19 protein-coding genes are annotated in these 24372 nt (G+C 62.0%); 15 read left to right on the top strand and 4 right to left on the bottom strand.

Annotation, left to right across the window (positions count from 1 at the left end):
* Nucleotides 1–36: 36 nt before the first annotated feature.
* Nucleotides 37–4149: a DNA-directed RNA polymerase subunit beta gene (gene rpoB / locus ACI0FO_RS12045; protein ID WP_416026927.1), complete on the top strand. Its 4113-nt coding sequence runs from the start codon at nucleotides 37–39 to the stop codon at nucleotides 4147–4149.
* Entirely contained in the window at nucleotides 4149–8393 is a 4245-nt protein-coding gene (rpoC, locus tag ACI0FO_RS12050; RefSeq protein ID WP_416026929.1) for a DNA-directed RNA polymerase subunit beta', read from the top strand. Before rpoB ends, rpoC begins: the two co-directional genes overlap by 1 nt.
* A gap of 126 nt (nucleotides 8394–8519) precedes the next feature.
* Here the strand turns inward: rpoC and ACI0FO_RS12055 are convergent, their stop codons facing one another.
* A complete protein-coding gene (locus ACI0FO_RS12055; protein ID WP_416026931.1) occupies nucleotides 8520–8915 on the bottom strand; it encodes a TssQ family T6SS-associated lipoprotein in 396 nt (131 codons plus the stop codon).
* A gap of 153 nt (nucleotides 8916–9068) precedes the next feature.
* On the opposite strand from ACI0FO_RS12055, the gene ACI0FO_RS12060 reads away from it, so the two are divergent.
* A complete protein-coding gene (locus ACI0FO_RS12060; protein WP_416026932.1) occupies nucleotides 9069–10328 on the top strand; it encodes a serine/threonine protein kinase in 1260 nt (419 codons plus the stop codon).
* Between the two features lie 9 nt (nucleotides 10329–10337).
* On the opposite strand, the gene ACI0FO_RS12065 is transcribed toward ACI0FO_RS12060, so the two are convergent.
* Genes ACI0FO_RS12065 through ACI0FO_RS12075 form a run of 3 tightly spaced genes read right to left on the bottom strand, consistent with a single transcriptional unit; the run spans nucleotide 10338 to nucleotide 14518 of the window.
* Nucleotides 10338–12653 carry a CHASE2 domain-containing protein gene (locus ACI0FO_RS12065; RefSeq protein ID WP_416026933.1) on the bottom strand — a complete coding sequence of 772 codons (2316 nt, stop codon included), beginning with the start codon at nucleotides 12651–12653 and terminating at the stop codon, nucleotides 10338–10340.
* A gap of 10 nt (nucleotides 12654–12663) precedes the next feature.
* Nucleotides 12664–13767 carry a FecR domain-containing protein gene (locus ACI0FO_RS12070; protein ID WP_416026935.1) on the bottom strand — a complete coding sequence of 368 codons (1104 nt, stop codon included), beginning with the start codon at nucleotides 13765–13767 and terminating at the stop codon, nucleotides 12664–12666.
* 34 nt (nucleotides 13768–13801) lie between these two features.
* On the bottom strand, nucleotides 13802–14518 hold the full coding sequence (locus ACI0FO_RS12075) for a response regulator transcription factor (protein ID WP_416026936.1): 717 nt from the start codon (nucleotides 14516–14518) through the stop codon (nucleotides 13802–13804).
* A gap of 267 nt (nucleotides 14519–14785) precedes the next feature.
* On the opposite strand from ACI0FO_RS12075, the gene ACI0FO_RS12080 reads away from it, so the two are divergent.
* The 12 genes from ACI0FO_RS12080 (at nucleotide 14786) to rplV (ending at nucleotide 24370) form a co-directional block, all read left to right on the top strand.
* Entirely contained in the window at nucleotides 14786–15487 is a 702-nt protein-coding gene (locus tag ACI0FO_RS12080) for a response regulator transcription factor (protein ID WP_416026938.1), read from the top strand.
* Nucleotides 15488–16056: 569 nt separating this feature from the next.
* Nucleotides 16057–16434: a 30S ribosomal protein S12 gene (gene rpsL / locus ACI0FO_RS12085; protein ID WP_005017264.1), complete on the top strand. Its 378-nt coding sequence runs from the start codon at nucleotides 16057–16059 to the stop codon at nucleotides 16432–16434.
* A 166-nt stretch (nucleotides 16435–16600) separates the two neighbouring features.
* Complete coding sequence (gene rpsG, locus ACI0FO_RS12090) at nucleotides 16601–17071, top strand: 30S ribosomal protein S7 (protein WP_006216561.1); 471 nt, start codon at nucleotides 16601–16603, stop codon at nucleotides 17069–17071.
* A gap of 18 nt (nucleotides 17072–17089) precedes the next feature.
* Nucleotides 17090–19192 carry an elongation factor G gene (fusA, locus tag ACI0FO_RS12095; RefSeq protein WP_183017056.1) on the top strand — a complete coding sequence of 701 codons (2103 nt, stop codon included), beginning with the start codon at nucleotides 17090–17092 and terminating at the stop codon, nucleotides 19190–19192.
* A gap of 75 nt (nucleotides 19193–19267) precedes the next feature.
* Nucleotides 19268–20458, top strand: coding sequence for an elongation factor Tu (tuf, locus tag ACI0FO_RS12100; RefSeq protein ID WP_183017046.1), 1191 nt, complete (start codon nucleotides 19268–19270; stop codon nucleotides 20456–20458).
* Nucleotides 20459–20532: 74 nt separating this feature from the next.
* A complete protein-coding gene (gene rpsJ / locus ACI0FO_RS12105) occupies nucleotides 20533–20844 on the top strand; it encodes a 30S ribosomal protein S10 (RefSeq protein WP_003806903.1) in 312 nt (103 codons plus the stop codon).
* A gap of 469 nt (nucleotides 20845–21313) precedes the next feature.
* Nucleotides 21314–22003, top strand: coding sequence for a 50S ribosomal protein L3 (gene rplC / locus ACI0FO_RS12110; RefSeq protein ID WP_169270130.1), 690 nt, complete (start codon nucleotides 21314–21316; stop codon nucleotides 22001–22003).
* 4 nt (nucleotides 22004–22007) lie between these two features.
* Nucleotides 22008–22628: a 50S ribosomal protein L4 gene (gene rplD / locus ACI0FO_RS12115; RefSeq protein ID WP_105555697.1), complete on the top strand. Its 621-nt coding sequence runs from the start codon at nucleotides 22008–22010 to the stop codon at nucleotides 22626–22628.
* Nucleotides 22625–22921, top strand: a complete 297-nt coding sequence (gene rplW / locus ACI0FO_RS12120; protein ID WP_006216557.1) for a 50S ribosomal protein L23 — start codon at nucleotides 22625–22627, stop codon at nucleotides 22919–22921. The genes rplD and rplW overlap by 4 nt, the downstream gene beginning before the upstream one ends.
* Nucleotides 22922–23749 carry a 50S ribosomal protein L2 gene (gene rplB / locus ACI0FO_RS12125; RefSeq protein WP_006227020.1) on the top strand — a complete coding sequence of 276 codons (828 nt, stop codon included), beginning with the start codon at nucleotides 22922–22924 and terminating at the stop codon, nucleotides 23747–23749.
* A gap of 12 nt (nucleotides 23750–23761) precedes the next feature.
* On the top strand, nucleotides 23762–24037 hold the full coding sequence (rpsS, locus tag ACI0FO_RS12130) for a 30S ribosomal protein S19 (protein ID WP_006216555.1): 276 nt from the start codon (nucleotides 23762–23764) through the stop codon (nucleotides 24035–24037).
* Between the two features lie 3 nt (nucleotides 24038–24040).
* Nucleotides 24041–24370, top strand: a complete 330-nt coding sequence (gene rplV, locus ACI0FO_RS12135) for a 50S ribosomal protein L22 (protein WP_006227021.1) — start codon at nucleotides 24041–24043, stop codon at nucleotides 24368–24370.
* Nucleotides 24371–24372: the final 2 nt, after the last annotated feature.

The following is a 24372-nucleotide window of genomic DNA, read 5'->3' on the forward strand; positions in this document are numbered from 1 at the left end:
GGTTGACGGCCCATGCAACCTCGAGTCGGAGTGCTCATGCCTTACTCGTACACCGAAAAAAAGCGCATCCGCAAAAGCTTCGCCAAGCGTGAAGACGTTCAAAACGTTCCTTTCCTTTTGGCGACACAGCTTCAATCCTACCTAACTTTCCTGCAGGCGGATACCGCCCCGTCCGATCGCGTAGCCGACGGTTTGCAGGCGGCGTTCTCGTCGATTTTCCCGATCGTTAGTCACAACGGTATGGCGCGCTTGGAGTTCGTGAGCTACGTGCTCGGCGAACCGGTGTTCGATGTCAAGGAATGTCAGCAACGTGGTTTGACCTATGCCTCGCCCCTGCGAGCCAAGGTCCGCCTGGTGCTGCTTGACCGCGAAGTCAGCAAGCCGACCGTGAAAGAAGTGAAGGAACAAGAAGTCTACATGGGCGAAATTCCGCTCATGACGGGCACGGGTTCCTTCGTCATCAATGGCACCGAGCGTGTCATCGTGTCGCAGCTGCACCGTTCGCCTGGCGTGTTTTTCGAACACGACCGCGGCAAAACGCACAGCTCCGGCAAGCTCCTGTTCTCGGCTCGCGTGATTCCTTACCGCGGTTCGTGGCTGGACTTCGAATTCGACCCGAAGGACGTCCTGTTCTTCCGCGTCGACCGCCGTCGCAAGATGCCTGTCACGATCCTGTGCAAGGCCATCGGCATGACGCCGGAATCCATCCTGGCCAACTTCTTCGACTTCGATAACTTCGAATTGAAGAGCGAAGGCGCGATGATGGAATTCGTGCCCGAGCGTTGGAAGGGCGAGATGGCCCGCTTCGACATCTCGGACCGCGATGGCAAGGTCATCGTCGAAAAAGACAAGCGCATCAATGCCAAGCATTTGCGCGACCTGGCTGCCGGCGGCATCCAGCGCATCTCCGTGCCGGAAGACTTCCTGTACGGCCGTGTGCTGGCCAAGAACATCGTCGATGAAGACACCGGCGAAGTCATCGCCAATGCCAACGACGAAATCACGGAAAGCGTGCTGAGCGCGTTGCGCGCCTCGAACGTCTTCGACATCCAGGCGCTCTACACGAACGACCTGGACCGTGGTCCGTACATCTCGCAAACGCTGCGCACCGATGAAACCGCCGACCAGATGGCCGCGCGCGTTGCCATCTACCGCATGATGCGTCCTGGCGAGCCGCCCACCGAAGAAGCGGTGGAAGCGCTGTTCCAGCGTCTGTTCTACAGCGAAGAGACGTACGACCTGTCGCGCGTCGGCCGCATGAAGGTCAACAGCCGTCTGGGCCGTGGTGAAGACATCACCGGCCCGATGACGCTGACCAACGAAGACATCCTTGAAACCATCAAGGTGCTGGTTGAGCTGCGTAACGGCCGTGGCCAGATCGATGACATCGATCACTTGGGTAACCGTCGCGTGCGTTGCGTGGGCGAGCTGGCCGAAAACCAGTTCCGCGCAGGCCTCGTGCGTGTCGAGCGCGCCGTCAAGGAACGTCTGGGCCAGGCCGAGACGGAAAACCTGATGCCGCACGACCTGATCAACTCCAAGCCGATCTCGGCCGCCATCAAGGAGTTCTTCGGTTCGAGCCAGCTGTCGCAGTTCATGGACCAAACCAACCCGTTGTCGGAAATCACGCACAAGCGTCGCGTTTCCGCACTGGGCCCGGGCGGTCTGACCCGCGAGCGCGCCGGCTTCGAAGTCCGCGACGTGCACCCGACCCACTACGGCCGTGTCTGCCCGATCGAAACGCCGGAAGGCCCGAACATCGGTCTGATCAACTCCATGGCGCTGTACGCTCGCTTGAACGAGTACGGCTTCCTGGAAACGCCTTACCGCAAGATTATCGACGGCCGCGTCAGCGAGCAGATCGATTACCTGTCGGCCATCGAAGAAAGCCACTACGTCATTGCGCAGGCTAACGCCGCGCTGGACGAGGACGGCGCCTTCGTGGACGACCTGGTCGCTTGCCGTGAAGCAGGCGAAACGATGCTGACCTCGCCAGCCAACGTGCATTACATGGACGTTGCCCCGTCGCAGATCGTGTCTGTCGCTGCCTCGCTGATTCCGTTCCTTGAGCACGACGACGCGAACCGCGCACTGATGGGCGCCAACATGCAACGTCAGGCCGTGCCTTGCCTGCGTCCGGAAAAGCCGGTCGTGGGTACGGGTATCGAACGCACCGTGGCCGTTGACTCGGGCACGACCGTGCAAGCGTTGCGTGGCGGCCTGGTCGACCACGTTGACGCCGAGCGCGTTGTGATTCGCGTGAACGACGAAGAAAACGTCGCCGGCGAAGTCGGTGTCGATATCTACAACCTGATCAAGTACACCCGTTCCAACCAGAACACGAACATCAACCAGCGTCCTATCGTCAAGCGTGGCGACAAGGTCGCCAAGGGCGACGTGCTGGCTGACGGCGCATCGACCGACCTGGGCGAACTCGCCCTGGGTCAGAACATGCTGATCGCGTTCATGCCGTGGAACGGCTACAACTTCGAAGACTCGATCCTGATCTCCGAAAAGGTTGTTGCCGATGACCGCTACACCTCGGTCCACATCGAGGAACTGACGGTTGTCGCCCGCGACACGAAGCTCGGCCCGGAAGAAATCACGCGCGACATCAGCAACCTGGCTGAGACGCAACTGAACCGTCTGGACGATTCGGGCATCACGTACATCGGCGCCGAAGTCAGCGCCGACGACGTGCTGGTCGGCAAGGTCACGCCGAAGGGCGAAACCCAGCTGACGCCGGAAGAAAAGCTGCTGCGCGCCATCTTCGGTGAAAAGGCGTCCGACGTTAAGGACACCTCGCTGCGCGTGCCTTCGGGCATGACCGGCACCGTGATCGACGTGCAAGTGTTCACGCGTGAAGGCATTGTGCGCGACAAGCGCGCCCAGTCCATCATCGACGATGAACTGCGCCGCTATCGCCAAGACCTGAACGACCAGCTGCGCATCGTTGAAAACGACCAGTTCGACCGTATCGAAAAGATGCTGGTCAACAAGACCGTCAACGGCGGCCCGCGCAAGCTGGCCAAGGGCGCCACGATCACCAAGGCTTACCTGGCTGATCTGGACCGCTGGCAGTGGTTCGACATCCGTCTGGCCGATGAGCCGCACGCTGTCGTGCTGGAGCAAGCCAAGGAATCGCTGGAGCAGAAGCGCCACCAGTTCGATCTGGCCTTCGAAGAGAAGCGCAAGAAGCTGACGCAAGGCGACGAGCTGCCCCCGGGCGTGCTGAAGATGATCAAGGTCTACCTGGCCGTGAAGCGTCGTCTGCAGCCTGGCGACAAGATGGCAGGCCGTCACGGCAACAAGGGCGTGGTCTCGCGTATCACCCCGGTGGAAGACATGCCGCACATGGCTGACGGCACGCCGGCCGACATCGTTCTGAACCCGCTGGGCGTGCCCTCGCGGATGAACGTCGGTCAGGTGCTGGAAGTGCACTTGGGCTGGGCTGCCAAGGGCGTGGGCCACCGCATTGCCGATTTGCTGCGCGATGAGCGCACTGCGCAGGTCAAGAACATCCGTGCCTACCTGGACAAGGTCTACAACACGACCGGCTCCGGCGCCCGCATCGACGAGCTGACCGACGAAGAAGTCATGGAAATGGCCCAGAACCTCAAGAACGGCGTGCCGTTCGCGACGCCCGTCTTCGACGGCGCGACCGAAGAGGAAATCACCACGATGCTGGAACTGGCCTATCCGGACGACGTCGCCGAGCGCATGGCATTGACGCCTTCGCGTACGCAGGCATGGCTGTTCGACGGCCGCACGGGCGAGAAATTCGAGCGCCCCGTGACGGTTGGCTACATGCACTACCTGAAGCTGCACCACTTGGTCGACGACAAGATGCACGCGCGTTCGACGGGTCCGTACTCGCTGGTCACGCAGCAGCCGCTGGGTGGTAAGGCGCAGTTCGGTGGTCAGCGTTTCGGGGAAATGGAAGTGTGGGCGCTGGAAGCATACGGCGCCGCGTACACCCTGCAAGAAATGCTGACGGTGAAGTCGGACGACATCACTGGCCGTACCAAGGTATACGAAAACATCGTCAAGGGCGACCACGTCATCGACGCCGGCATGCCGGAATCGTTCAACGTGCTGGTGAAGGAAATCCGCTCGTTGGCCCTGGACATGGATTTGGAGCGTAACTAATGAAAGCGCTACTCGACCTATTTAAGCAAGTCTCGCAAGACGAGCAATTCGATGCCATCAAGATCGGCATCGCCTCGCCCGAGAAGATCCGTTCGTGGTCTTACGGCGAAGTTCGCAAGCCCGAGACCATCAACTACCGCACGTTCAAGCCTGAACGTGACGGTTTGTTCTGCTCCAAGATCTTTGGCCCGATCAAAGACTACGAGTGCTTGTGCGGCAAGTACAAGCGCCTGAAGCATCGTGGCGTGATCTGCGAAAAGTGCGGCGTTGAAGTTACCGTTGCCAAGGTTCGCCGTGAACGCATGGGCCACATCGAGCTGGCCAGCCCCGTCGCGCACATCTGGTTCCTGAAGAGCCTGCCGTCGCGTCTGGGCATGGTGCTCGACATGACCCTGCGCGACATCGAACGCGTTCTGTACTTCGAAGCCTGGTGCGTGATCGAACCTGGCATGACGCCGCTCAAGCGCGGCCAGATCATGTCGGATGACGATTTCCTCGCCAAGACCGAAGAGTACGGCGACGACTTCCGTGCCCTGATGGGCGCGGAAGCCGTGCGCGAACTGCTGCGCACCATCGACATCGACCGCGAAGTGGAAACGCTGCGCGGCGAGTTGAAGGCCACCAGCTCTGAAGCCAAGATCAAGAAGATTTCCAAGCGCCTGAAGGTGCTGGAAGGCTTCCAGAAGTCGGGCATCAAGGCCGAGTGGATGGTCATGGAAGTGCTGCCCGTGCTGCCGCCGGACCTGCGTCCGCTGGTGCCGCTGGACGGCGGCCGCTTCGCGACCTCCGACCTGAACGACCTGTACCGCCGCGTCATCAACCGTAACAACCGCTTGAAGCGCCTTCTGGAGCTCAAGGCGCCGGAAATCATCCTGCGCAACGAAAAGCGGATGCTGCAGGAAGCCGTTGACTCGCTGCTGGACAACGGCCGCCGTGGCAAGGCCATGACGGGCGCCAACAAGCGCCAGCTGAAGTCCTTGGCCGACATGATCAAGGGCAAGAGCGGTCGTTTCCGTCAGAACTTGCTGGGCAAGCGCGTCGACTACTCGGGCCGTTCGGTCATCGTGGTGGGCCCGCAGCTCAAGCTGCATCAGTGCGGTCTGCCCAAGCTGATGGCCCTGGAACTGTTCAAGCCGTTCATCTTCAATCGCCTGGAGATGATGGGCCTGGCCACGACCATCAAGGCTGCCAAGAAGCTGGTGGAAAGCCAGGAACCGGTGGTCTGGGACATCCTGGAAGAGGTCATCCGCGAACACCCGGTCATGCTGAACCGTGCGCCTACGCTGCACCGTTTGGGCATCCAGGCGTTCGAGCCGGTCCTGATCGAAGGCAAGGCCATCCAGCTGCACCCGCTGGTTTGCGCGGCGTTCAACGCCGACTTCGACGGTGACCAGATGGCTGTCCACGTGCCGCTGTCGCTGGAAGCCCAGCTGGAAGCGCGCACGCTGATGCTGGCGTCCAACAACGTGCTGTTCCCGGCCAACGGCGAACCGTCGATCGTGCCGTCGCAGGATATCGTGTTGGGTCTGTACTACACGACGCGTGAGCGCATCAACGGCCGCGGAGAAGGCATTTTCTTCACCGACGTCGCTGAAGTCCAACGCGCCTATGACAACGGCGAAGTCGAACTGCAATCCCGCGTGACCGTGCGTCTGAAAGAGCACGAGCGCGACGAGGCAGGCGAATGGCAACCCGTGATCCGCCGTCATGAAACGACGGTCGGCCGCGCGCTGCTGTCCGAAATCCTGCCGAAGGGCCTGCCCTTCACGGTCCTGAACAAGGCCCTGAAGAAGAAGGAAATTTCGCGCCTGATCAACCAGTCGTTCCGCCGCTGCGGCCTGCGCGACACGGTGATCTTCGCTGACAAGCTGATGCAGTCCGGCTTCAAGCTGGCCACGCGCGGCGGTATCTCGATCGCCATGGGCGACATGCTGATCCCGACCGCCAAGGAAGGCATCCTGGCTGAAGCCAGCCGCGAAGTGAAGGAAATCGACAAGCAGTACTCGTCGGGTCTGGTCACGTCCCAAGAACGCTACAACAACGTGGTGGACATCTGGGGCAAGGCTGGCGACAAGGTCGGCAAGGCGATGATGGAACAACTGGCCACCGAGCCGGTTGTGAACCGTCACGGCGAAGAAGTGCGCCAGGAATCGTTCAACTCGATCTACATGATGGCTGACTCGGGCGCCCGCGGTTCGGCCGCCCAGATCCGCCAGCTGGCCGGTATGCGCGGCCTGATGGCCAAGCCGGACGGCTCGATTATCGAAACGCCCATTACCGCGAACTTCCGTGAAGGTCTGAACGTGCTTCAGTACTTCATCTCGACTCACGGTGCGCGTAAGGGTCTGGCCGATACGGCACTGAAGACCGCAAACTCGGGTTACCTGACTCGTCGTCTGGTCGACGTGACGCAAGACTTGGTGATCACCGAGGACGATTGCGGTACGTCGCTGGGCTACAACATGAAGGCCCTGGTGGAAGGTGGTGAAGTCATCGAACCGCTGCGCGACCGCATTCTGGGTCGTGTTGCCGCCGTGGACATCATCAACCCGGACACGCAGGAAACGGCGATCGTTGCCGGCACCCTGCTGGACGAAGATCTGGTCGACACCATCGACCGTATCGGCGTGGACGAAGTCAAGGTCCGCACCCCGCTGACGTGCGAAACGCGTCACGGTCTGTGCGCACACTGCTACGGCCGCGATCTGGGTCGCGGTTCGCCGGTCAACCAGGGCGAGGCAGTTGGCGTTATCGCTGCCCAGTCCATCGGTGAACCGGGCACGCAGCTCACGATGCGTACGTTCCACATCGGTGGCGCGGCGTCGCGTTCGGCCCTGGCCAGCGCGGTGGAAACCAAGTCCAGCGGTCTGGTCGGTTTTGCCAGCACGATGCGCTATGTCACGAACGCCAAGGGCGAACGCGTTGCGATTTCGCGCTCGGGCGAACTGGCGATCTTCGACGACAACGGCCGCGAACGCGAACGCCACAAGATCCCGTACGGCGCGACCGTGCTGGTGGGCGATGGCGAGGCCGTGAAGGCTGGCGCGCGCCTGGCGACGTGGGACCCGCTGACCCGTCCGATCGTGTCGGAATACGGTGGCGCCGTCCGCTTCGAGAACATCGAAGAAGGCGTGACCGTTGCCAAGCAGGTGGACGAAGTCACCGGCCTGTCGACGCTCGTCGTCATCACGCCGAAGACCCGTGGCGGCAAGATCGTCATGCGTCCGCAGATCAAGCTGGTCAACGAAGCTGGCGAAGACGTCAAGATCGCCGGCACCGATCACTCGGTGAACATCTCGTTCCCGGTGGGCGCGCTGATTACCGTGCGTGACGGCCAGCAGGTTGCCGTGGGTGAAGTTCTGGCGCGTATTCCGCAAGAATCGCAAAAGACCCGCGACATTACCGGCGGTCTGCCGCGTGTGGCCGAACTGTTCGAAGCCCGTTCGCCGAAGGACGCCGGCATGCTCGCCGACGTTACCGGTACGGTGTCGTTCGGTAAGGACACGAAGGGCAAGCAGCGTCTGGTCATCACCGACCTGGAAGGCGTGAGCCACGAGTTCCTGATTCCGAAGGAAAAGCAGGTTCTGGTGCACGACGGCCAAGTGGTGAACAAGGGCGAAATGATCGTGGACGGCCCGGCCGATCCCCACGACATCCTGCGCCTGCAAGGCATCGAGAAGCTGGCGACGTACATCGTCGACGAAGTGCAGGACGTTTACCGTCTGCAGGGCGTGAAGATCAACGACAAGCACATCGAAGTGATTGTTCGTCAGATGCTGCGTCGTGTGAACATCGTTGACGCTGGCGATACCGAGTTCATCCCGGGCGAGCAAGTCGAGCGCTCTGAACTGCTGAACGCCAACGATCGCATGGCTGCCGAAGACCGTCTCCCGGCAACCTACGACAACGTGCTGTTGGGTATCACGAAGGCATCGCTGTCGACCGACTCGTTCATCTCGGCCGCTTCGTTCCAGGAAACCACCCGTGTCCTGACCGAAGCCGCCATCATGGGCAAGCGCGACGACCTGCGTGGCCTGAAGGAAAACGTCATCGTCGGCCGCCTCATCCCGGCGGGTACCGGCCTGGCTTACCACCACGCACGCCGCGACAAGGAAGAGCTGGAGGCGGCGGAACGCGAAGCCGCTCGCCAGCAGGCCAACCCGTTCGAAGACTCGCCGGTTACGGTGGGCGCGGACGACCAGGCCCCGGCGTCGGACGCTGGCACCGACGATTCCGCCGAATAAGCGGAATCCCGGTCAGTCCCCCGCGCGCCGTCCTGGCGTGGGGGCTGAAAACAAGAAGGCCGCTGATGCGAATCAGCGGCCTTTTTCTTTTTGCGCGGCCAGCGTGCCGCCCGAGCCGACGTGCGGCTACTTTCCGGCTTGCGTCCGTGCGCGTTGGAAAACGGGACCCCAGGATGGGTGCCCGGCTTCGTTCGGGGCTAGTTCAAAAGTAGGATCCAGCGCCAGGATGCGGGTGAAGCTGTCTTCGCACAATTGGGCGTAACGCGTGACGCAATAGCTGAATGCCTGCAACTTGTAGGCTTCGACGCGCATGGCGCGGGGCGAAGCGGCCAAGGCGTCCGAGGTGGCGACGCTGCGGATCACTTCGCCATAGCGGCCAGCGCCATAGGCGTCGCGGATTTGTTGCAATTGCGTCAGCGCCTCGGGGGTAGCGGGGGCTTCGGGCTGGCCGGATGGGACGCCGGCGCAACCCGCCAACATCAAGGACGCGCCGAGCAGACTGCTCAGAAAGCGAATTTTCATGGCTTGAAAGGGAAGTAGGGATATTGGGCGGTACGCTATCGTGCCACAGCCTGATGCGCTCGGACATTTTCGGCAATGTCCTGGTGTTGCGGATTGGATAATATTCAGGCTAATCAACCTTTGCACACTACGCGCATGAGCGCAATTCCGATAATGCCTTCGTCCACCGGCCTCCTGACGCCGCGTGGCCCCTTTTCTGGCGCTGCGCCGCTTGCCCTGCGTCCCTTGAGTGCGATCGCCGCCAGCACGGCGGGGGGCGTGCCCGAAACGCGCATCAAGCGGCTCGTGTCGGATCTGCTGCCGTCACTGATCGCCTTGCACGCACAGGGCGAAATCTGTGGCGATATCTCGCTGGAAACAGTGGGCATGGACGAGGGCGCGCGCGCGCATCTGCTGCCCGAACTTGTCGTAGCGCGTTCGCGTCGCGCCAGCCGAAGCCCGACTCCCGGTTTCGCGCCGTTCGAGCTCTATTCCGACTCTACCGAATGGCCGCGTGGCCCCTGGAGCGACGTTTACGCCTTGTGCGCGGTGATGCATGCCCTGGTGACCGGCCATCGCCCGACGCCCGCGCCGGAACGCCGCGCGATGGACACTTACGAGCCGTTGGCATCGCAAGGTCTTTCCAAGTACAGCCCCGATTTCCTGGCCGTCATTGACGCCGGGCTGGCCATGGCGCCCGCGGACCGGCCGCAGACGCTGGCCGAACTGGCCGCGTTGCTGGGTGTCGCGGCATACATCGAACCGGCGCCGGTTGAAGCCGACGCCACGGCGGGGGCTGCCTATGCGCCGCCGCCCACAACCCATGTGGCCAAGCCGGCCAGCCGCCGCCGTCCGCTGTTGGGGCTGCTGTCCGTGGTGGCCCTGATCGGCATCGGCATGTATGCGTGGGTCCACTGGGGCATGGGCACACCCCATTCTCTGATCACGAGTTCCGAACTGGTCCAGCCCAATCCGCCTGCGGTGCTCCCCGCCCCGCAACCCAATTTGCCGCCTGTCGCGTCGACGCCGCCGCTGCCAACCGCCCAATGGCAACCCCCCGCGCCGTCTGCGCCCCAGCCGGAACAGGCGCCCGTCACGAAGGAATCAAGCGCGGCGGAGTCACCCGCTGCCGCCGCCCCGGCAGAATTGCCGGACCCCGCCGCGCAAGCGCCGGCTGTTGCGGCCCCGCCTGCCGATGAGGCGCCCAAGCCCAAGCCGTTGGCGGTGCCCGTGACGGTGCGCCTGGACATCCGTCCTTGGGGCGAGGTCTGGATCAACGGGATCGCGCGCGGCATCAGCCCGCCGGTCAAAGAACTGCGGCTGATACCCGGAAAATACCAGGTGGTGCTACGCAATGCGGACTTGCCGCCATACCGGGGCACCCTCGAGATCAAGGCCGGCAAGCCCGGAGTGATCTCGCACACCTTTCAATAGGGCGCTGGGCTACGGTGCGTCGGGTGCTGCGGGCACGCGCAAGGTAAATACCGAGCCCACGCCCGGTTCGCTGCTGACTTCCACCGACCCGCCGTGGCGTTCAGCCACCGTGCGCACGAACGCCAGGCCCAGACCCGCGCCGCCCACGTCGCCGCGCGTTTCGACGCCTATCCGCGAGAACGGTTCGAACAGGCGGGCCAAATCTGCTGCGGCGATGCCTTGGCCTTGGTCGCGGACATACACCAACCAGAAGCCGGGCGCTTCAGAGATGCCGCATTCGATCCGTGTCTGGGCGGGGCTGTATTTGATGGCGTTGTCGATCAAATTGCACAGTGCGCGCATCAAGAGCGTCTGGTCGCCGCGCGTGTAGGCGGCGGGCAACGGCAGGCGCAAGTCCAACGCGATGCCGCGCTTGTGGGCAGACGCCCAGAATTCGTCGACGCCGTCTTGCAGCAGGCTGCCCAGGTCCAATTCCACGGCGCTGATCGTCATGGATTCGGCGCGCGTCAGGTGCACGAAGTCGTCGACCAGATGCAGAGTGCGGTTGGCCAGCGTGGCGATGCGGGTCAGCGTATCGGCGTGGCCGTCGTGTGTACCGGCCTCCTGCTTCATTTCCACCAGCGCCAGGATAGAGCTTTGTGGGGCGCGCATGTCGTGCGAGATGAAGCGCAGGGTCTCTTCGCGCTGCCGCTCTGCCTGACGGATGCGTGAGATATCGGTCAGCGTGGCGACGGTGCCGGCGAAGTTGCCTTCGGCGGTGTGGATGGGCGCGCATTTCAGGATCAGATCGCGGCCAGCATAATCGCGCACTTCCAGGTCGGCGCTCCAAGGCGACGCGGCGTCCGCGCGGCGTTTCCCGCTTAGCGCCTCCGCCACGCGTTGCCGCGTGGCGTCGTCGGAAATCGTCTTCTCGAGCAGGTGCGTGGCGGGGTGGCCGACACGTGGAGGCCGCATGCCCAGGCGTTGGAAGTACGAGACGGCGGCTTGGTTTCGGAACTGCATCCGGCCTTCCTGATCGAAGACCAGCGTGGCGTCGGGCATGCCGTCAAGGCCATCGGCCAGGAAACGTCGCAGGTTCCGCACCCGTGCCAGTGCGCGCCGCAATTCGCCCACTCGGCTTTCCAGCGATGCGTTGGGGCCGGTGAGTTGGGCGCGGGCCTCGTTCAACACCGGCGGGTACTCGCGCTGTAACCGCCGTAATTCATTGTCCATGTAGCGCAGGGCGGCTTCCTGGCTGCGCCAACTCCAGAGGGGATAGCACAGCGCCACGCCCACCAGGGCGGCGGTGGGCGCGAACCATAGGTTGGCGTGGGCCAGCAACATCCACGAGACCAGAAGAATGCCCCCGACCAAGACGGCGCTGACCAGCAGCGCGCGCTTGGGTGACAGCCGCCACAACGCCAAACACGCCAGCAGCACGGGCAGGGCGGAGAACAGCGCGTTCCAGGCGGCGGCGGGCCGCTGGTACGAAATGCCGTCGCGCCCCGCTTGCAGCAAATTGGCGATAATTTCCACGCCGGACATGCCGGCGAGGTCATGCGAGACCGGCGTGGGATAGGCGTCGCCCAGCCCCGTGGCCCAGGCGCCGACCAGGACATACTTGCCGCGCATCTCGTCGGGCCGCACATCGCCGCGCAGCACCGACAGGTACGAGACAGTACGCATATGGGCCGTGGAGCCGGCGTAGGGAATCAGGATGTTGCCGTCGGGGCCTGCCTTTTGCAGCAGTTGTTGCGCCTTATCGGCCTGGCCGCCGACCTGGAGCATGGACAGGGCGAGATGGAAGCGGCGTTCGTCGGCGAACGTGGTCGCTAGCGTCGCTTCGCGCACGACACCGTCGGAATCGATGCGGGCGTTGATGAAACCGCTGGCAGCGGCCGCTTGCGCCAAGGGAGAAATGGGGGCGGCCATGGACGACGGGTTGACCAGGCGGTCCAGCACCACCGGCAGGACGGTGCGGCCGTTGCGCCGAATGCTGTCGGCCAATATCCGGTCGTCGTCAGGGTTGACGGTATCGCTTTCCGCGAAGATGAGGTCAAGCCCGACAGCGCGGGCGCCTTGCAGGCGGTCCAGCAGCGCCGCGTGGATGGCGCGCCGCCAGGGCCAGCGTCCCAGCGTATCGATGCTGGCGTCGTCGATGGCGACAATCAAGATGTCGGGGTCTGCCGCGCGGCCGGTCAGCCCGGCGACACGATCGTAAAGAATCTGATCAATCCGGCCCAGCCCATTGAACGAGCCCAGCACGGCCGCCAGCACCGCCAGCGCTATCGTTAACCACAGTCCTGAGCGCGAGGTCCGGTCAACGGTGTCGACAGCGTCGGCCATGAAGCGGGCCCTAGTATTCGGTCAATATGATGGGTTCGCCCGAACCGCTGCCGACCCCCAAGCCATAGGGCGTCATCAGCTGATTTGCGCCTTCGAACGTCGCCACCGCATCCTGGCCGTTGAGGCCAAGGTCATCGATGGCGCGCACCGATACGTAGTACGTGCCGGGGCCGGGGGCGGTGAAACGGATCGTGTTTGTCGGGAAGGCGACCGACGATACGGGCAGCGCACCGTCCGCATCGCGTGAAACACGCACCAAGTAGCTTTGCGCGCCGGTCACGGGGGGGAAGGCACTGGTCCAGACGCCGCCCGACCGTTCGGGGGGGGAGAGCTGCGGAGCGGCCAGCAATTCGCGCACGCCCGACACACTACCGTCGTGGCGCACGGCGGCGCCGTAGCCGCGTGTCACGGCAACCGGTTTGGCAGGTGAGGTCCCTGGGGCATGCGGTTGCAGGCGCACGCTGCCCTCCAGCACTTCGCTATGCACGCCACCGGGGCCGCTTTGCACGCGGAAACGCGTGCCGCGCACACCCGTCACGGCGACTGGGGTGCGCACTTCAAAGCGGCCTACGCCTTGGCCGGTGGGGGCGACGGAGGATTCAACGCTGCCGCGCTGCACATGGATGACGGAGTCCGTCAGCGCCGTGCCCTCGAATTGACGCAAGCGCGCCAGTTCGACCGACCCGCCCGCGGGCAAGGTGAGCTTGGATCCGTCGGCCAACTCCAGCGTGACGAAGCCATTGGGCGCCGTCACCACGGTGCTGCCTTCGGAAAGGCTCTGGCCCTGCTGCAACGGCTTGCCGTTCATATTGGCTTGGCCGCTGACGTGCAGCACCCGCGCCTCGGCGGCGCGTTCCGGGATCATCGCCAAAGGGATGCGCAATTCCAGTCCGATGGGCAGCAGTTCCGGGGCGGTGATTTTGTTCAACGTCTGCAGCGGCGCCCAGTTGGCCTGGTTGCGTGTGTATCGCGTGGCCAGATCGATCAGGGTGTCGCCCTGGCGGACGCGATAGATGAAGTCATCACCCAGGGCTCCGGCAGGCTGGCCATGGACAGGTGCCGTCAGCGCACAGGAAAGCAAGGCAAGCAAAGAAAGCGCGCGGCAGCGGCTCATAGCGATCTGTTCTCCAGGGATGCGCGCAAGGCGGCTACGACGGGCGCGCCGGGGTGTCTTCCGACGCGCCGATCAGCTCCAGCCGGTAGCCCAGGGCGTAGGAAGAAGTAAGGCGCACACCGTTCTCAGGGCGTAGCTGCAGCTTCTGCCGGATGTTCGACAGATGCGTGTCCAGCGTGCGCGAGGTTGCGGGAATTTCCCGGTTCCAGACGCATTCCGCCAGGACGTCGCGCGACATAAGGCGGCCCTGGTTGCGAAAGAACAGCAGCGCCAGCTCGAATTCTTTTGGCGCCAGACTGACCGCGGCGCCGTTCAGCGAGATGACGCGTGCGGCTGGCTCGACGCGGTAGTTGGCAACGTCGAACGCGTCGTTGGCCGGTTCGGCGATCTGGCTGCGGCGCAGCAACGCCGCGACGCGGGCCAGCAACTCCAGCGGTCGCAGAGGCTTGACGATGTAGTCGTCGGCGCCGGCACGCAGCCCTTCCACCAGGTCGTCTTCGCTAGACCGGTTCGTCAGGAAAATGACGGGCACGCGCGGGCCGATATTGGCACGCAGCCAGCGCACCACATCGTCGCCGTCGATATCCGGCAAATGCCAGTCCAGCAGCACCAGGTCGAAGTTCTCGGTGCGCAGTGCGGCCAGCAAGTCACGGCTCTGGTGATAGCTGGTGCAGGTGTAACCCGCGGCAGCCAGCACTTGCTGGATGCGCCGGGCTTGATCGAGGTCGTCTTCCAGCGACGCGATTTTCATCAAACGTGTTCTCGCGAGGGTTTGCTACGCAAGCGCGCCCTATGGCGCCCTACTGCAAGAGGGGGAGCGGATGTATGTAATCGAATGATAACTCGGGCGGCGCTGTGGCTGGCTACGTTGTGGAAAGAACTGTCAAACATTGCAAAGTTAACGAATCTTGACTGGAGTTGTTGCGTAACAAGACGCCACACTGTCTCAATTGCCCCACGCCTCGCTGTCACATTTCAGCAACATGGAGCGATTTTGGGTTAGAGGTGGAAATTAGCTATGAATCAATTGCGCATACTTATGATGTCGCCGGACGAGGCGGCCCGTAACGCCGCTGTGTCCGCGCTGCTGCAGGCCGGGATCTCCGCTCGTGGCTGCTCGACGTCTCTTGAGCTGTTCGGATTGCTCAATAGCGGTATCTACGATGCCGTCGTCCTGGATGTTGGGACGCTGGGCGAAATCGGCTATGCCCTGGTCGCCCGGCTGCATGGCTCGTCTTCCATGGGGATCGTCGTCTCCGGCCGCGGCATGTCCGTGGACAGCCGCCTGCGCTGCCTGCAAAGCGGCGCCGATGCTTGCTTGACCGATCCCCAGGATCCGCGTGAACTCGCCTGCATTTTGCTGGCACTGGCCCGTCGGCTGCCCGCCGCCCAGGAAAATCCCGTGTCGGACGAGACGGTCAGTGGCCAATGGGAATTGCGGGATCAAGGCTGGACGCTGGTCGCACCGTCGGGCGCCGCGATTTCGCTGTCGGCAAACGAGCGCCTGATCGTGCGGTCGCTACTCGAAGTGGCGGGCAGGGCGGTGGGCCGGTCCGAGCTGGGCGACGAACTCCGGGTGGAGGGAGGCGGCGTGCGCGCCAGCGGTTCGCGCAGCATCGATGTAATCGTCAGTCGTCTGCGCCGCAAGGCGGAATTGGCGGGCGTCATGCTTCCGATTCGTACCGTATACGGCAGCGGTTACCTATTCGCCGACCAGTAGCCCCGTCTCGCAGGTAAACTGCCGGACACGCGCTCGTGTAGTGGGACTTACCCCTAGCCACCCCGCCGATCCGGGCGAAATTGGGGGCAGGATTGGGCCGCATTCTGGTCAGCGGCCCACAAGCGGCCCACAAGCGGCGCCGCCTACATGGCCCCATTTTTCACGACCGGCACCGAACTCGTTGCCTTCGCGCCACCATCTTGCCGCCATCTTGCTGCCGGCGCGCCGCGCTGCGGTGTTTACAAATTTCTTTGACAGTACCCCTTGATCTCAGTTATGCTAAAGGGCTTACTGCTTTATTTCGCGCGCAAAATCTGTACGCTAAAGGGTAAACAGTCCAGGGTCCGAAATCAAGGTGCGTCACGAGCCTTTTATTTTGGGTCCATCGGTCCGACTGCCCCCGAGGCATCCAGTTTTGTGCGTTTGTCATAGTTTGTTGGCAAGCCCGCTCTTTTACGTATATGAACGTTTGAGGCGGTTTTGCGCGAACTGCCTTCTCCGAAAGACACTCTTCTGGAGACGAGTACGTAAGTACTTACCAGTGGTACGTAAAAGGGATTTCAAAGGTCATGCCTACCATTAGCCAACTCGTGCGCAAGCCGCGCGAAGTCAGCATCATCAAAAGCAAGAGCCCCGCGCTCGAAAACTGCCCGCAACGCCGCGGCGTGTGCACTCGCGTGTACACCACCACCCCCAAGAAGCCGAACTCCGCTCTGCGCAAGGTTGCCAAAGTGCGTCTGACCAACGGTTACGAAGTCATTTCGTACATCGGCGGTGAAGGCCACAACCTGCAAGAGCACTCGGTGGTTCTGGTGCGTGGCGGTCGTGTGAAGGACTTGCCCGGTGTGCGTTATCACATCGTGCGCGGTTCCCTCGACCTGCAAGGCGTCAAGGATCGTAAGCAAGCCCGCTCGAAGTACGGCGCCAAGCGCCCGAAGAAGGCTTAATAACGAGTCAGCAGTACCCCCGCGTGGCGGAAGTCCGTCACTAGGGAAGTGCGACCGCGCCCTCCGGTTTCTGGGATGGAGCGCGGCACGTAAGGGGTCGTCCCAATGGGCGGCCATGGCCGTGTAATGAAACACGGTTCAACTGAACAGACACAAGGAAGCAACAATGCCCCGTCGTCGCGAAGTACCCAAGCGCGAGATTCTGCCCGATCCCAAGTTCGGCAGCGTCGAACTCGCCAAGTTCATGAACGTCGTCATGCTGGACGGCAAGAAGGCCGTCGCCGAGCGCATCGTCTATGGCGCCCTCGAGCAAGTGCAAACCAAGACCGGCAAAGAGCCGATCGAAGTTTTCAGCCTGGCGATCAACAACATCAAGCCGATCGTCGAAGTGAAGAGCCGCCGCGTTGGCGGTGCCAACTACCAAGTGCCGGTTGAAGTGCGCCCCGTGCGCCGCCTGGCCCTGGCTATGCGTTGGCTCCGTGAAGCCGCTAAGAAGCGTGGCGAAAAGTCGATGGATCTGCGTCTTGCTGGCGAACTGATCGACGCCTCCGAAGGTCGTGGCGCCGCGATGAAGAAGCGCGAAGACACGCACAAGATGGCAGAGGCCAACAAGGCCTTCAGCCATTTCCGCTGGTAATTTAAGGACTAATCCACCATGGCCCGCAAAACCCCGATCGAGCGCTATCGCAACATTGGTATCTCTGCGCACATCGATGCAGGGAAGACCACCACGACCGAACGTATCCTGTTCTATACCGGCGTCAATCACAAGATTGGCGAAGTGCATGATGGCGCAGCCACCATGGACTGGATGGAACAAGAGCAAGAGCGTGGCATCACCATTACGTCGGCAGCTACGACGGCGTTTTGGCGTGGCATGGCAAAGAACTATCCCGAACACCGCATCAACATCATCGACACCCCGGGGCACGTGGACTTCACCATCGAGGTGGAACGTTCCATGCGCGTCCTGGACGGTGCTTGCATGGTCTACTGCGCAGTGGGCGGCGTTCAGCCCCAGTCCGAAACCGTGTGGCGCCAAGCCAACAAGTACGGCGTGCCGCGTCTGGCCTTCGTCAACAAGATGGACCGCACCGGCGCAAACTTCTTCAAGGTCTATGACCAGTTGAAGAACCGCCTGCGCGCCAATCCCGTGCCGATCGTGATCCCGATCGGTGCCGAAGACACGTTCCAAGGCGTGGTCGACCTGGTCAAGATGAAGGCGATCATTTGGGACGAAGCCAGCCAAGGCATCAAGTTCGACTACCACGACATTCCGGCCGAGCTGGAAGGCCTGGCCAACGAATGGCGCGAAAAGCTGGTTGAAGCTGCCGCTGAATCGTCGGAAGAGCTGATGAACAAGTACCTGGAAACGGGTTCCTTGGACGAAGAAGAAATCAACCTGGCCATCCGCCAACGCACCATCGCTGGCGAAATCCAGCCGATGCTGTGCGGCACCGCCTTCAAGAACAAGGGCGTGCAGCGCATGCTGGATGCGGTCATCGACTACCTGCCTTCGCCCGTGGACATTCCCCCGGTCGACGGCATGGACGATGACGGCAATCCCGTCAAGCGCTCGGCTGACGACAGCGAGAAGTTCTCGGCTCTGGCATTCAAGCTGATGAGCGATCCGTTCGTGGGTCAATTGACCTTCGTGCGCGTTTACTCGGGCGTCCTGAAGTCGGGCGATACGGTCTACAACCCCATCAAGGGCAAGAAGGAACGTATCGGCCGCATTCTGCAGATGCACGCGAACAACCGCGAAGAAATCAAGGAAGTGTTGGCAGGCGACATCGCCGCCGTGGTGGGTCTGAAAGACGTGACCACCGGCGAAACGCTGTGCGACATCGACTCCCACATCCTGCTCGAACGCATGATTTTCCCCGAGCCCGTGATTTCGCAGGCCGTGGAACCGAAGTCGAAGGCTGACCAGGAAAAGATGGGTCTGGCGCTGTCGCGTCTGGCTCAGGAAGATCCGTCGTTCCGCGTGCGCAGCGACGAAGAATCCGGCCAAACCATCATTTCCGGCATGGGCGAGCTTCACCTGGAAATTCTGGTCGACCGCATGAAGCGCGAGTTCGGCGTTGAAGCCAACGTCGGCAAGCCGCAAGTGGCCTACCGTGAAACCATCCGCAAGACCTGCGACGAAGTTGAAGGCAAGTTCGTCAAGCAGTCGGGCGGCCGCGGCCAGTACGGCCACGTGGTGCTGAAGGTCGAGCCGTTGCCTCCTGGCGGTGGTTTCGAATTCGTGGACGCCATCAAGGGCGGTGTGGTTCCTCGCGAATACATCCCCGCGGTGGACAAGGGCATCCAGGAAACGCTGCCTTCGGGCGTGTTGGCTGGCTACCCGATCGTCGACGTCAAGGTCACGCTGTTCTTCGGTTCGTACCACGATGTGGACTCGAACGAAAACGCGTTCAAGATGGCCGGCTCCATGGCATTCAAGGAAGGTCTGCGCAAGGCCAGCCCCGTGCTGCTGGAACCGATGATGGCCGTTGAAGTCGAAACGCCGGAAGACTACGCTGGTACCGTGATGGGCGATCTGTCCTCGCGTCGCGGCATGGTCCAAGGCATGGACGACATGGTCGGCGGCGGCAAGACCATCAAGGCTGAAGTGCCCCTGGCCGAGATGTTCGGTTACGCCACGAACCTGCGTTCGCTGACGCAAGGTCGTGCCACGTACACGATGGAATTCAAGCATTACTCCGAGGCTCCCAAGAACGTCGCTGACGAAGTCATCGCCGCTCGGGCCAAGTAAATAACCCTAGCCAGGTCCGCTCATCCGGGCGGCCTGGCAGATTCAAGTTTCCTTGAAAGTTAAAGGATAGAGATCATGGCAAAAGGCAAGTTTGAACGTACCAAGCCGCACGTGAACGTGGGTACGATTGGTCACGTTGACCACGGCAAAACGACGTTGACGGCAGCTATCACGACCGTTCTGTCGAACAAGTTCGGTGGCGAAGCCAAGGGCTACGACCAGATCGATGCGACTCCTGAAGAAAAGGCTCGCGGCATCACGATCAACACCGCCCACGTCGAGTACGAAACGGCAGCGCGTCACTACGCGCACGTTGACTGCCCGGGCCACGCTGACTATGTGAAGAACATGATCACGGGCGCCGCGCAAATGGACGGCGCGATCCTGGTTGTGTCGGCCGCTGACGGCCCGATGCCGCAAACGCGTGAACACATCCTGCTGAGCCGCCAAGTTGGCGTGCCGTACATCATCGTCTTCCTGAACAAGGCTGACATGGTTGACGACGCCGAGCTGCTCGAGCTGGTGGAAATGGAAGTTCGCGAACTGCTGTCGAAGTACGACTTCCCGGGTGATGACACCCCGATCGTCAAGGGTTCTGCCAAGCTGGCGCTGGAAGGCGACAAGGGCGAACTGGGCGAACAGGCCATCATGGCTCTGGCCGATGCGCTGGATTCGTACATCCCGACGCCTGAGCGTGCTGTTGACGGCGCGTTCCTGATGCCGGTTGAAGACGTGTTCTCGATCTCGGGTCGTGGCACGGTGGTGACGGGCCGCATCGAACGCGGCATCGTCAAGGTCGGCGAAGAAATCGAAATCGTGGGCCTGGTGCCGACGGTCAAGACGACTTGCACGGGCGTTGAAATGTTCCGCAAGCTGCTCGACCAAGGTCAAGCTGGCGACAACGTGGGCATTTTGCTGCGCGGCACCAAGCGTGAAGACGTCCAGCGTGGCCAAGTTCTGGCCAAGCCGGGCTCGATCACGCCGCACACGGACTTCACGTCCGAGGTGTACATCCTGTCCAAGGAAGAAGGCGGCCGTCACACGCCGTTCTTCCAAGGCTATCGTCCCCAGTTCTACTTCCGCACGACGGACGTGACGGGCACGATCGAGCTGCCGGCCGACAAGGAAATGGTTCTGCCGGGCGACAACGTGGCCATGACGGTCAAGCTGTTGGCTCCGATCGCCATGGAAGAAGGCCTGCGTTTCGCCATCCGTGAAGGCGGTCGTACCGTCGGCGCCGGCGTCGTCGCCAAGATCCTGAAGTAATTCGGATCACTTAAGCAGCAAACAACCAGCGAGGGCGCCTCGTCGCCTTCGCCTCTCGTTCTTTAGGAAACGCCATGAAAAACCAAAAGATCCGTATCCGCTTGAAAGCCTTCGATTACAAGCTGATCGATCAATCGGCCGCTGAAATCGTCGACACCGCCAAGCGTACCGGCGCCGTTGTCCGCGGCCCGGTGCCGCTGCCCACGCGTATCCGTCGCTATGACGTCCTGCGCTCGCCGCACGTCAACAAGACGTCGCGCGACCAGTTCGAAATCCGCACCCATCAGCGCTTGATGGACATCGTTGATCCCACCGACAAGACCGTTGACGCTCTGATGCGTCTGGACCTGCCGGCCGGCGTCGACGTCGAAATCGCGCTGCAGTAAGGCGTACCGGACCTGCTACCTTCGCCGGCAGGTTCAAAAAAATGGCCGTATTCCCCAGGGAGTGCGGCCATTTTGTTTTTCAGCGCCGCATGGCATGGCGGCGACTGCGTCTGGAAAGCACGCTGAGGCTGCTGCCCGGCTGCCCGTAAGTTAGCGGGCGCTTACTGTCCCGGCGGGGGCTGGTTTCCATGAGGGCGGAAGGCGCGTCGCGGCAGTGTGGCAAAACCGCCCCACCGCACACAGCCCAAGCGGGCTAAGTGCTTGTGCTGACTGGAAAAAACATGCTAATATGCCAAGCTTGCCATTTTGTGGCAAGACTGACTATGGGAACGGGATGGCGGGATGGGCTAAAACCCAACTGATCCCCCCAAATTACTCCTCGACCCAGGTTGAACATAGTCGTAGGGCAAAGGCCGTTACCTTTTGCCCGATTAGCCCCGACCAATCGCAGTCGGGAATGGAGAAAACGATGTCGAATTCGACACCCACGCCCGCCGCTCATCGGCTGGGGCTGGTGGGTCGCAAGGTCGGCATGACCCGCATTTTTACCGAGGAAGGTGAATCCATCCCGGTGACCGTGCTGGACGTGTCGAACAACCGCGTGACCCAGGTTAAGTCGCAGGAAACCGACGGCTACGCCGCGATCCAAGTGACTTATGGCACTCGTCGTGCCTCGCGTGTGGTTCAGCCGCAAACGGGCCACTACGCCAAAGCCGGCGTTGAAGCCGGTAGCATCCTTAAAGAATTCCGCCTTGATCCCGCTCGCGCCGCTGAATTTGCGGCCGGTTCCGTGATCGCCGTGGAATCCGTGTTCGAAGCCGGCCAACAGGTCGACGTGACGGGCACGACCATTGGTAAAGGCTTCGCCGGTACCATCAAGCGTCACCACTTCGGTTCGCAACGCGCTTCGCACGGTAACTCCCGTTCGCACCGCGTTCCTGGCTCGATTGGTCAAGCACAAGATCCGGGCCGTATTTTCCCGGGTAAGCGCATGGCTGGTCACCTGGGTGATGTCACCCGCACCGTTCAAAACCTCGACGTCGTTCGCGTTGACGTTGAGCGCGGCCTGCTGCTGGTCAAGGGCGCTGTCCCCGGCCACGCTGGCGCCGACATCGTCGTGCGCCCGGCCATCAAGGCCCCGGCCAAGAAGGGAGCGTAAGTAAATGGATCTCAAGCTCCTGAACGACCAAGGTCAGGCCGCTGCTACGTTCAGCGCGCCCGATACGATCTTCGGCCGTGACTTCAACGAAGCGCTGATTCATCAGATCGTGGTGGCTTTCCAAGCCAATGCCCGTGCCGGCAACCGCGCTCAGAAGGATCGTGCCGAAGTTAAGCACTCGACCAAGAAGCCCTGGCGCCAGAAGGGTACCGGCCGCGCACGCGCTGGTATGACTTCGTCGCCGCTGTGGCGTGGCGGTGGTCGGATTTTCCCGAACTCGCCCGAAGAGAACTTCAGCCAGAAGGTCAACAAGAAGATGTACCGCGCCGGGATCCGTTCGATTCTGTCGCAACTGGCTCGCGAAGACCGCATCGCTGTTGTCGAATCGTTCGATCTGGAATCGCCCAAGACCAAGGACGCAGCTGCAAAGCTGAAGAGCCTGGGCCTGGACTCGGTCCTGATCATCACCGACAGCGTTGATGAGAATGTTTACCTCGCCACCCGCAACCTGCCGCACGTTGCTGTTGTCGAGCCCCGTTATGCCGATCCGTTGTCGCTGGTCCACTACAAGAAAGTGCTGATCACCAAGCCGGCCATCGCTCAACTCGAGGAGATGCTGGGATGAACGCTGAACGCTTGATGCAAGTCATTCTGGCTCCGATCGTGACCGAAAAGGCCACGTTCGTCGCTGAGAAGAATCAGCAAGTCGCTTTCCGTGTCGTGGCTGACGCTACCAAGCCGGAAATCAAGGCTGCCGTCGAACTGCTCTTCAAGGTGCAGGTCGAGTCCGTGCAGGTCCTCAACCGTAAGGGCAAAGTCAAGCGCTTTGGCCGATTCGTTGGCCGTCGCCGTAATGAGCGCAAGGCTTACGTGTCGCTCAAGGACGGCCAGGAAATCGACTTTGCGGAGGTGAAGTAAATGGCCCTCGTAAAAGTTAAACCGACTTCGGCCGGCCGCCGTGGCATGGTGAAGGTTGTTAGCCCCAACCTGCACAAGGGTGAGCCCTACGCGCCGCTGCTGGAAAAGAAGACCCGTGGTTCTGGCCGTAACAACAACGGTCACATCACGATCCGCCATCGTGGCGGCGGTCACAAGCAGCACTACCGCTTGGTCGACTTCCGTCGTGACAAGGACGGTATCCCGGCGAAGGTTGAGCGTCTGGAATATGACCCCAACCGTACGGCGCACATCGCTCTGCTGTGCTACGCCGACGGCGAACGTCGTTACATCATCGCTCCGCGTGGTCTGGAAGTGGGTGCCACTGTGCTGTCGGGCATCGAAGCCCCGATCCGCGCCGGCAACACCCTGCCGATCCGCAACATCCCGGTGGGTACGACGATTCACTGCGTCGAAATGCTGCCTGGCAAGGGTGCTCAGATGGTCCGCTCGGCTGGCGCTTCCGCCGTCCTGCTGGCTCGCGAAGGCATCTACGCTCAGGTTCGTCTGCGCTCGGGTGAAGTCCGCCGTGTGCACATCGAATGCCGCGCCACCATTGGTGAAGTCGGTAACGAAGAACACAGCCTGCGCCAAATCGGCAAGGCCGGTGCAATGCGTTGGCGTGGTATCCGCCCGACGGTCCGTGGCGTTGCCATGAACCCGGTGGACCACCCGCACGGTGGCGGTGAAGGCCGTACCGGTGAAGCACGCGAACCGGTCAGCCCGTGGGGCACTCCGGCGAAGGGTTTCAAGACCCGTCGCAACAAGCGGACGAACAATATGATCGTCCAACGGCGCAAGCGCAAGTAAGAGGCGAACACTATGTCACGTTCGATCAAGAAAGGCCCGTTTGTCGATGCTCACCTGATCAAAAAGGTGGACACGGCCGTCGCGGGCAAAGACAAGAAGCCGATCAAGACCTGGTCGCGTCGTTCCACGATCCTGCCCGAGTTCATCGGTCTGACGATCGCTGTGCACAACGGCAAGCAGCATGTCCCCGTGTACATCAACGAGAACATGGTCGGTCACAAGCTGGGCGAGTTCGCGCTGACCCGTACGTTCAAGGGCCACGCTGCGGACAAGAAGGCGAAGAGGTAAGCGATGGAAACTACTGCCATTATCCGTGGGGTGCATATCTCGGCACAGAAGACCCGTCTGGTTGCGGACTTGATCCGCGGTCAGAAGGTCGGCCGTGCGCTGGAGATCCTCACCTTCTCGCCGAAGAAGGCTGCCGTCATCCTGAAGAAGGCTGTCGAGTCCGCCATCGCCAACGCCGAGCACAACGACGGCGCAGATATCGACGAACTGAAAGTCACCACGATTTTTGTGGACAAGGCTCAGTCGATGAAGCGCTTCTCCGCTCGCGCCAAGGGCCGCGGCAACCGTATCGAGAAGCAGACCTGCCATATCACGGTCAAGGTCGGAGCTTAAGG

Origin of the sequence: Achromobacter marplatensis (genome assembly GCF_049060505.1) — a bacterium.
Classification (GTDB): Bacteria; Pseudomonadota; Gammaproteobacteria; order Burkholderiales; family Burkholderiaceae_B; genus Achromobacter; species Achromobacter marplatensis_A.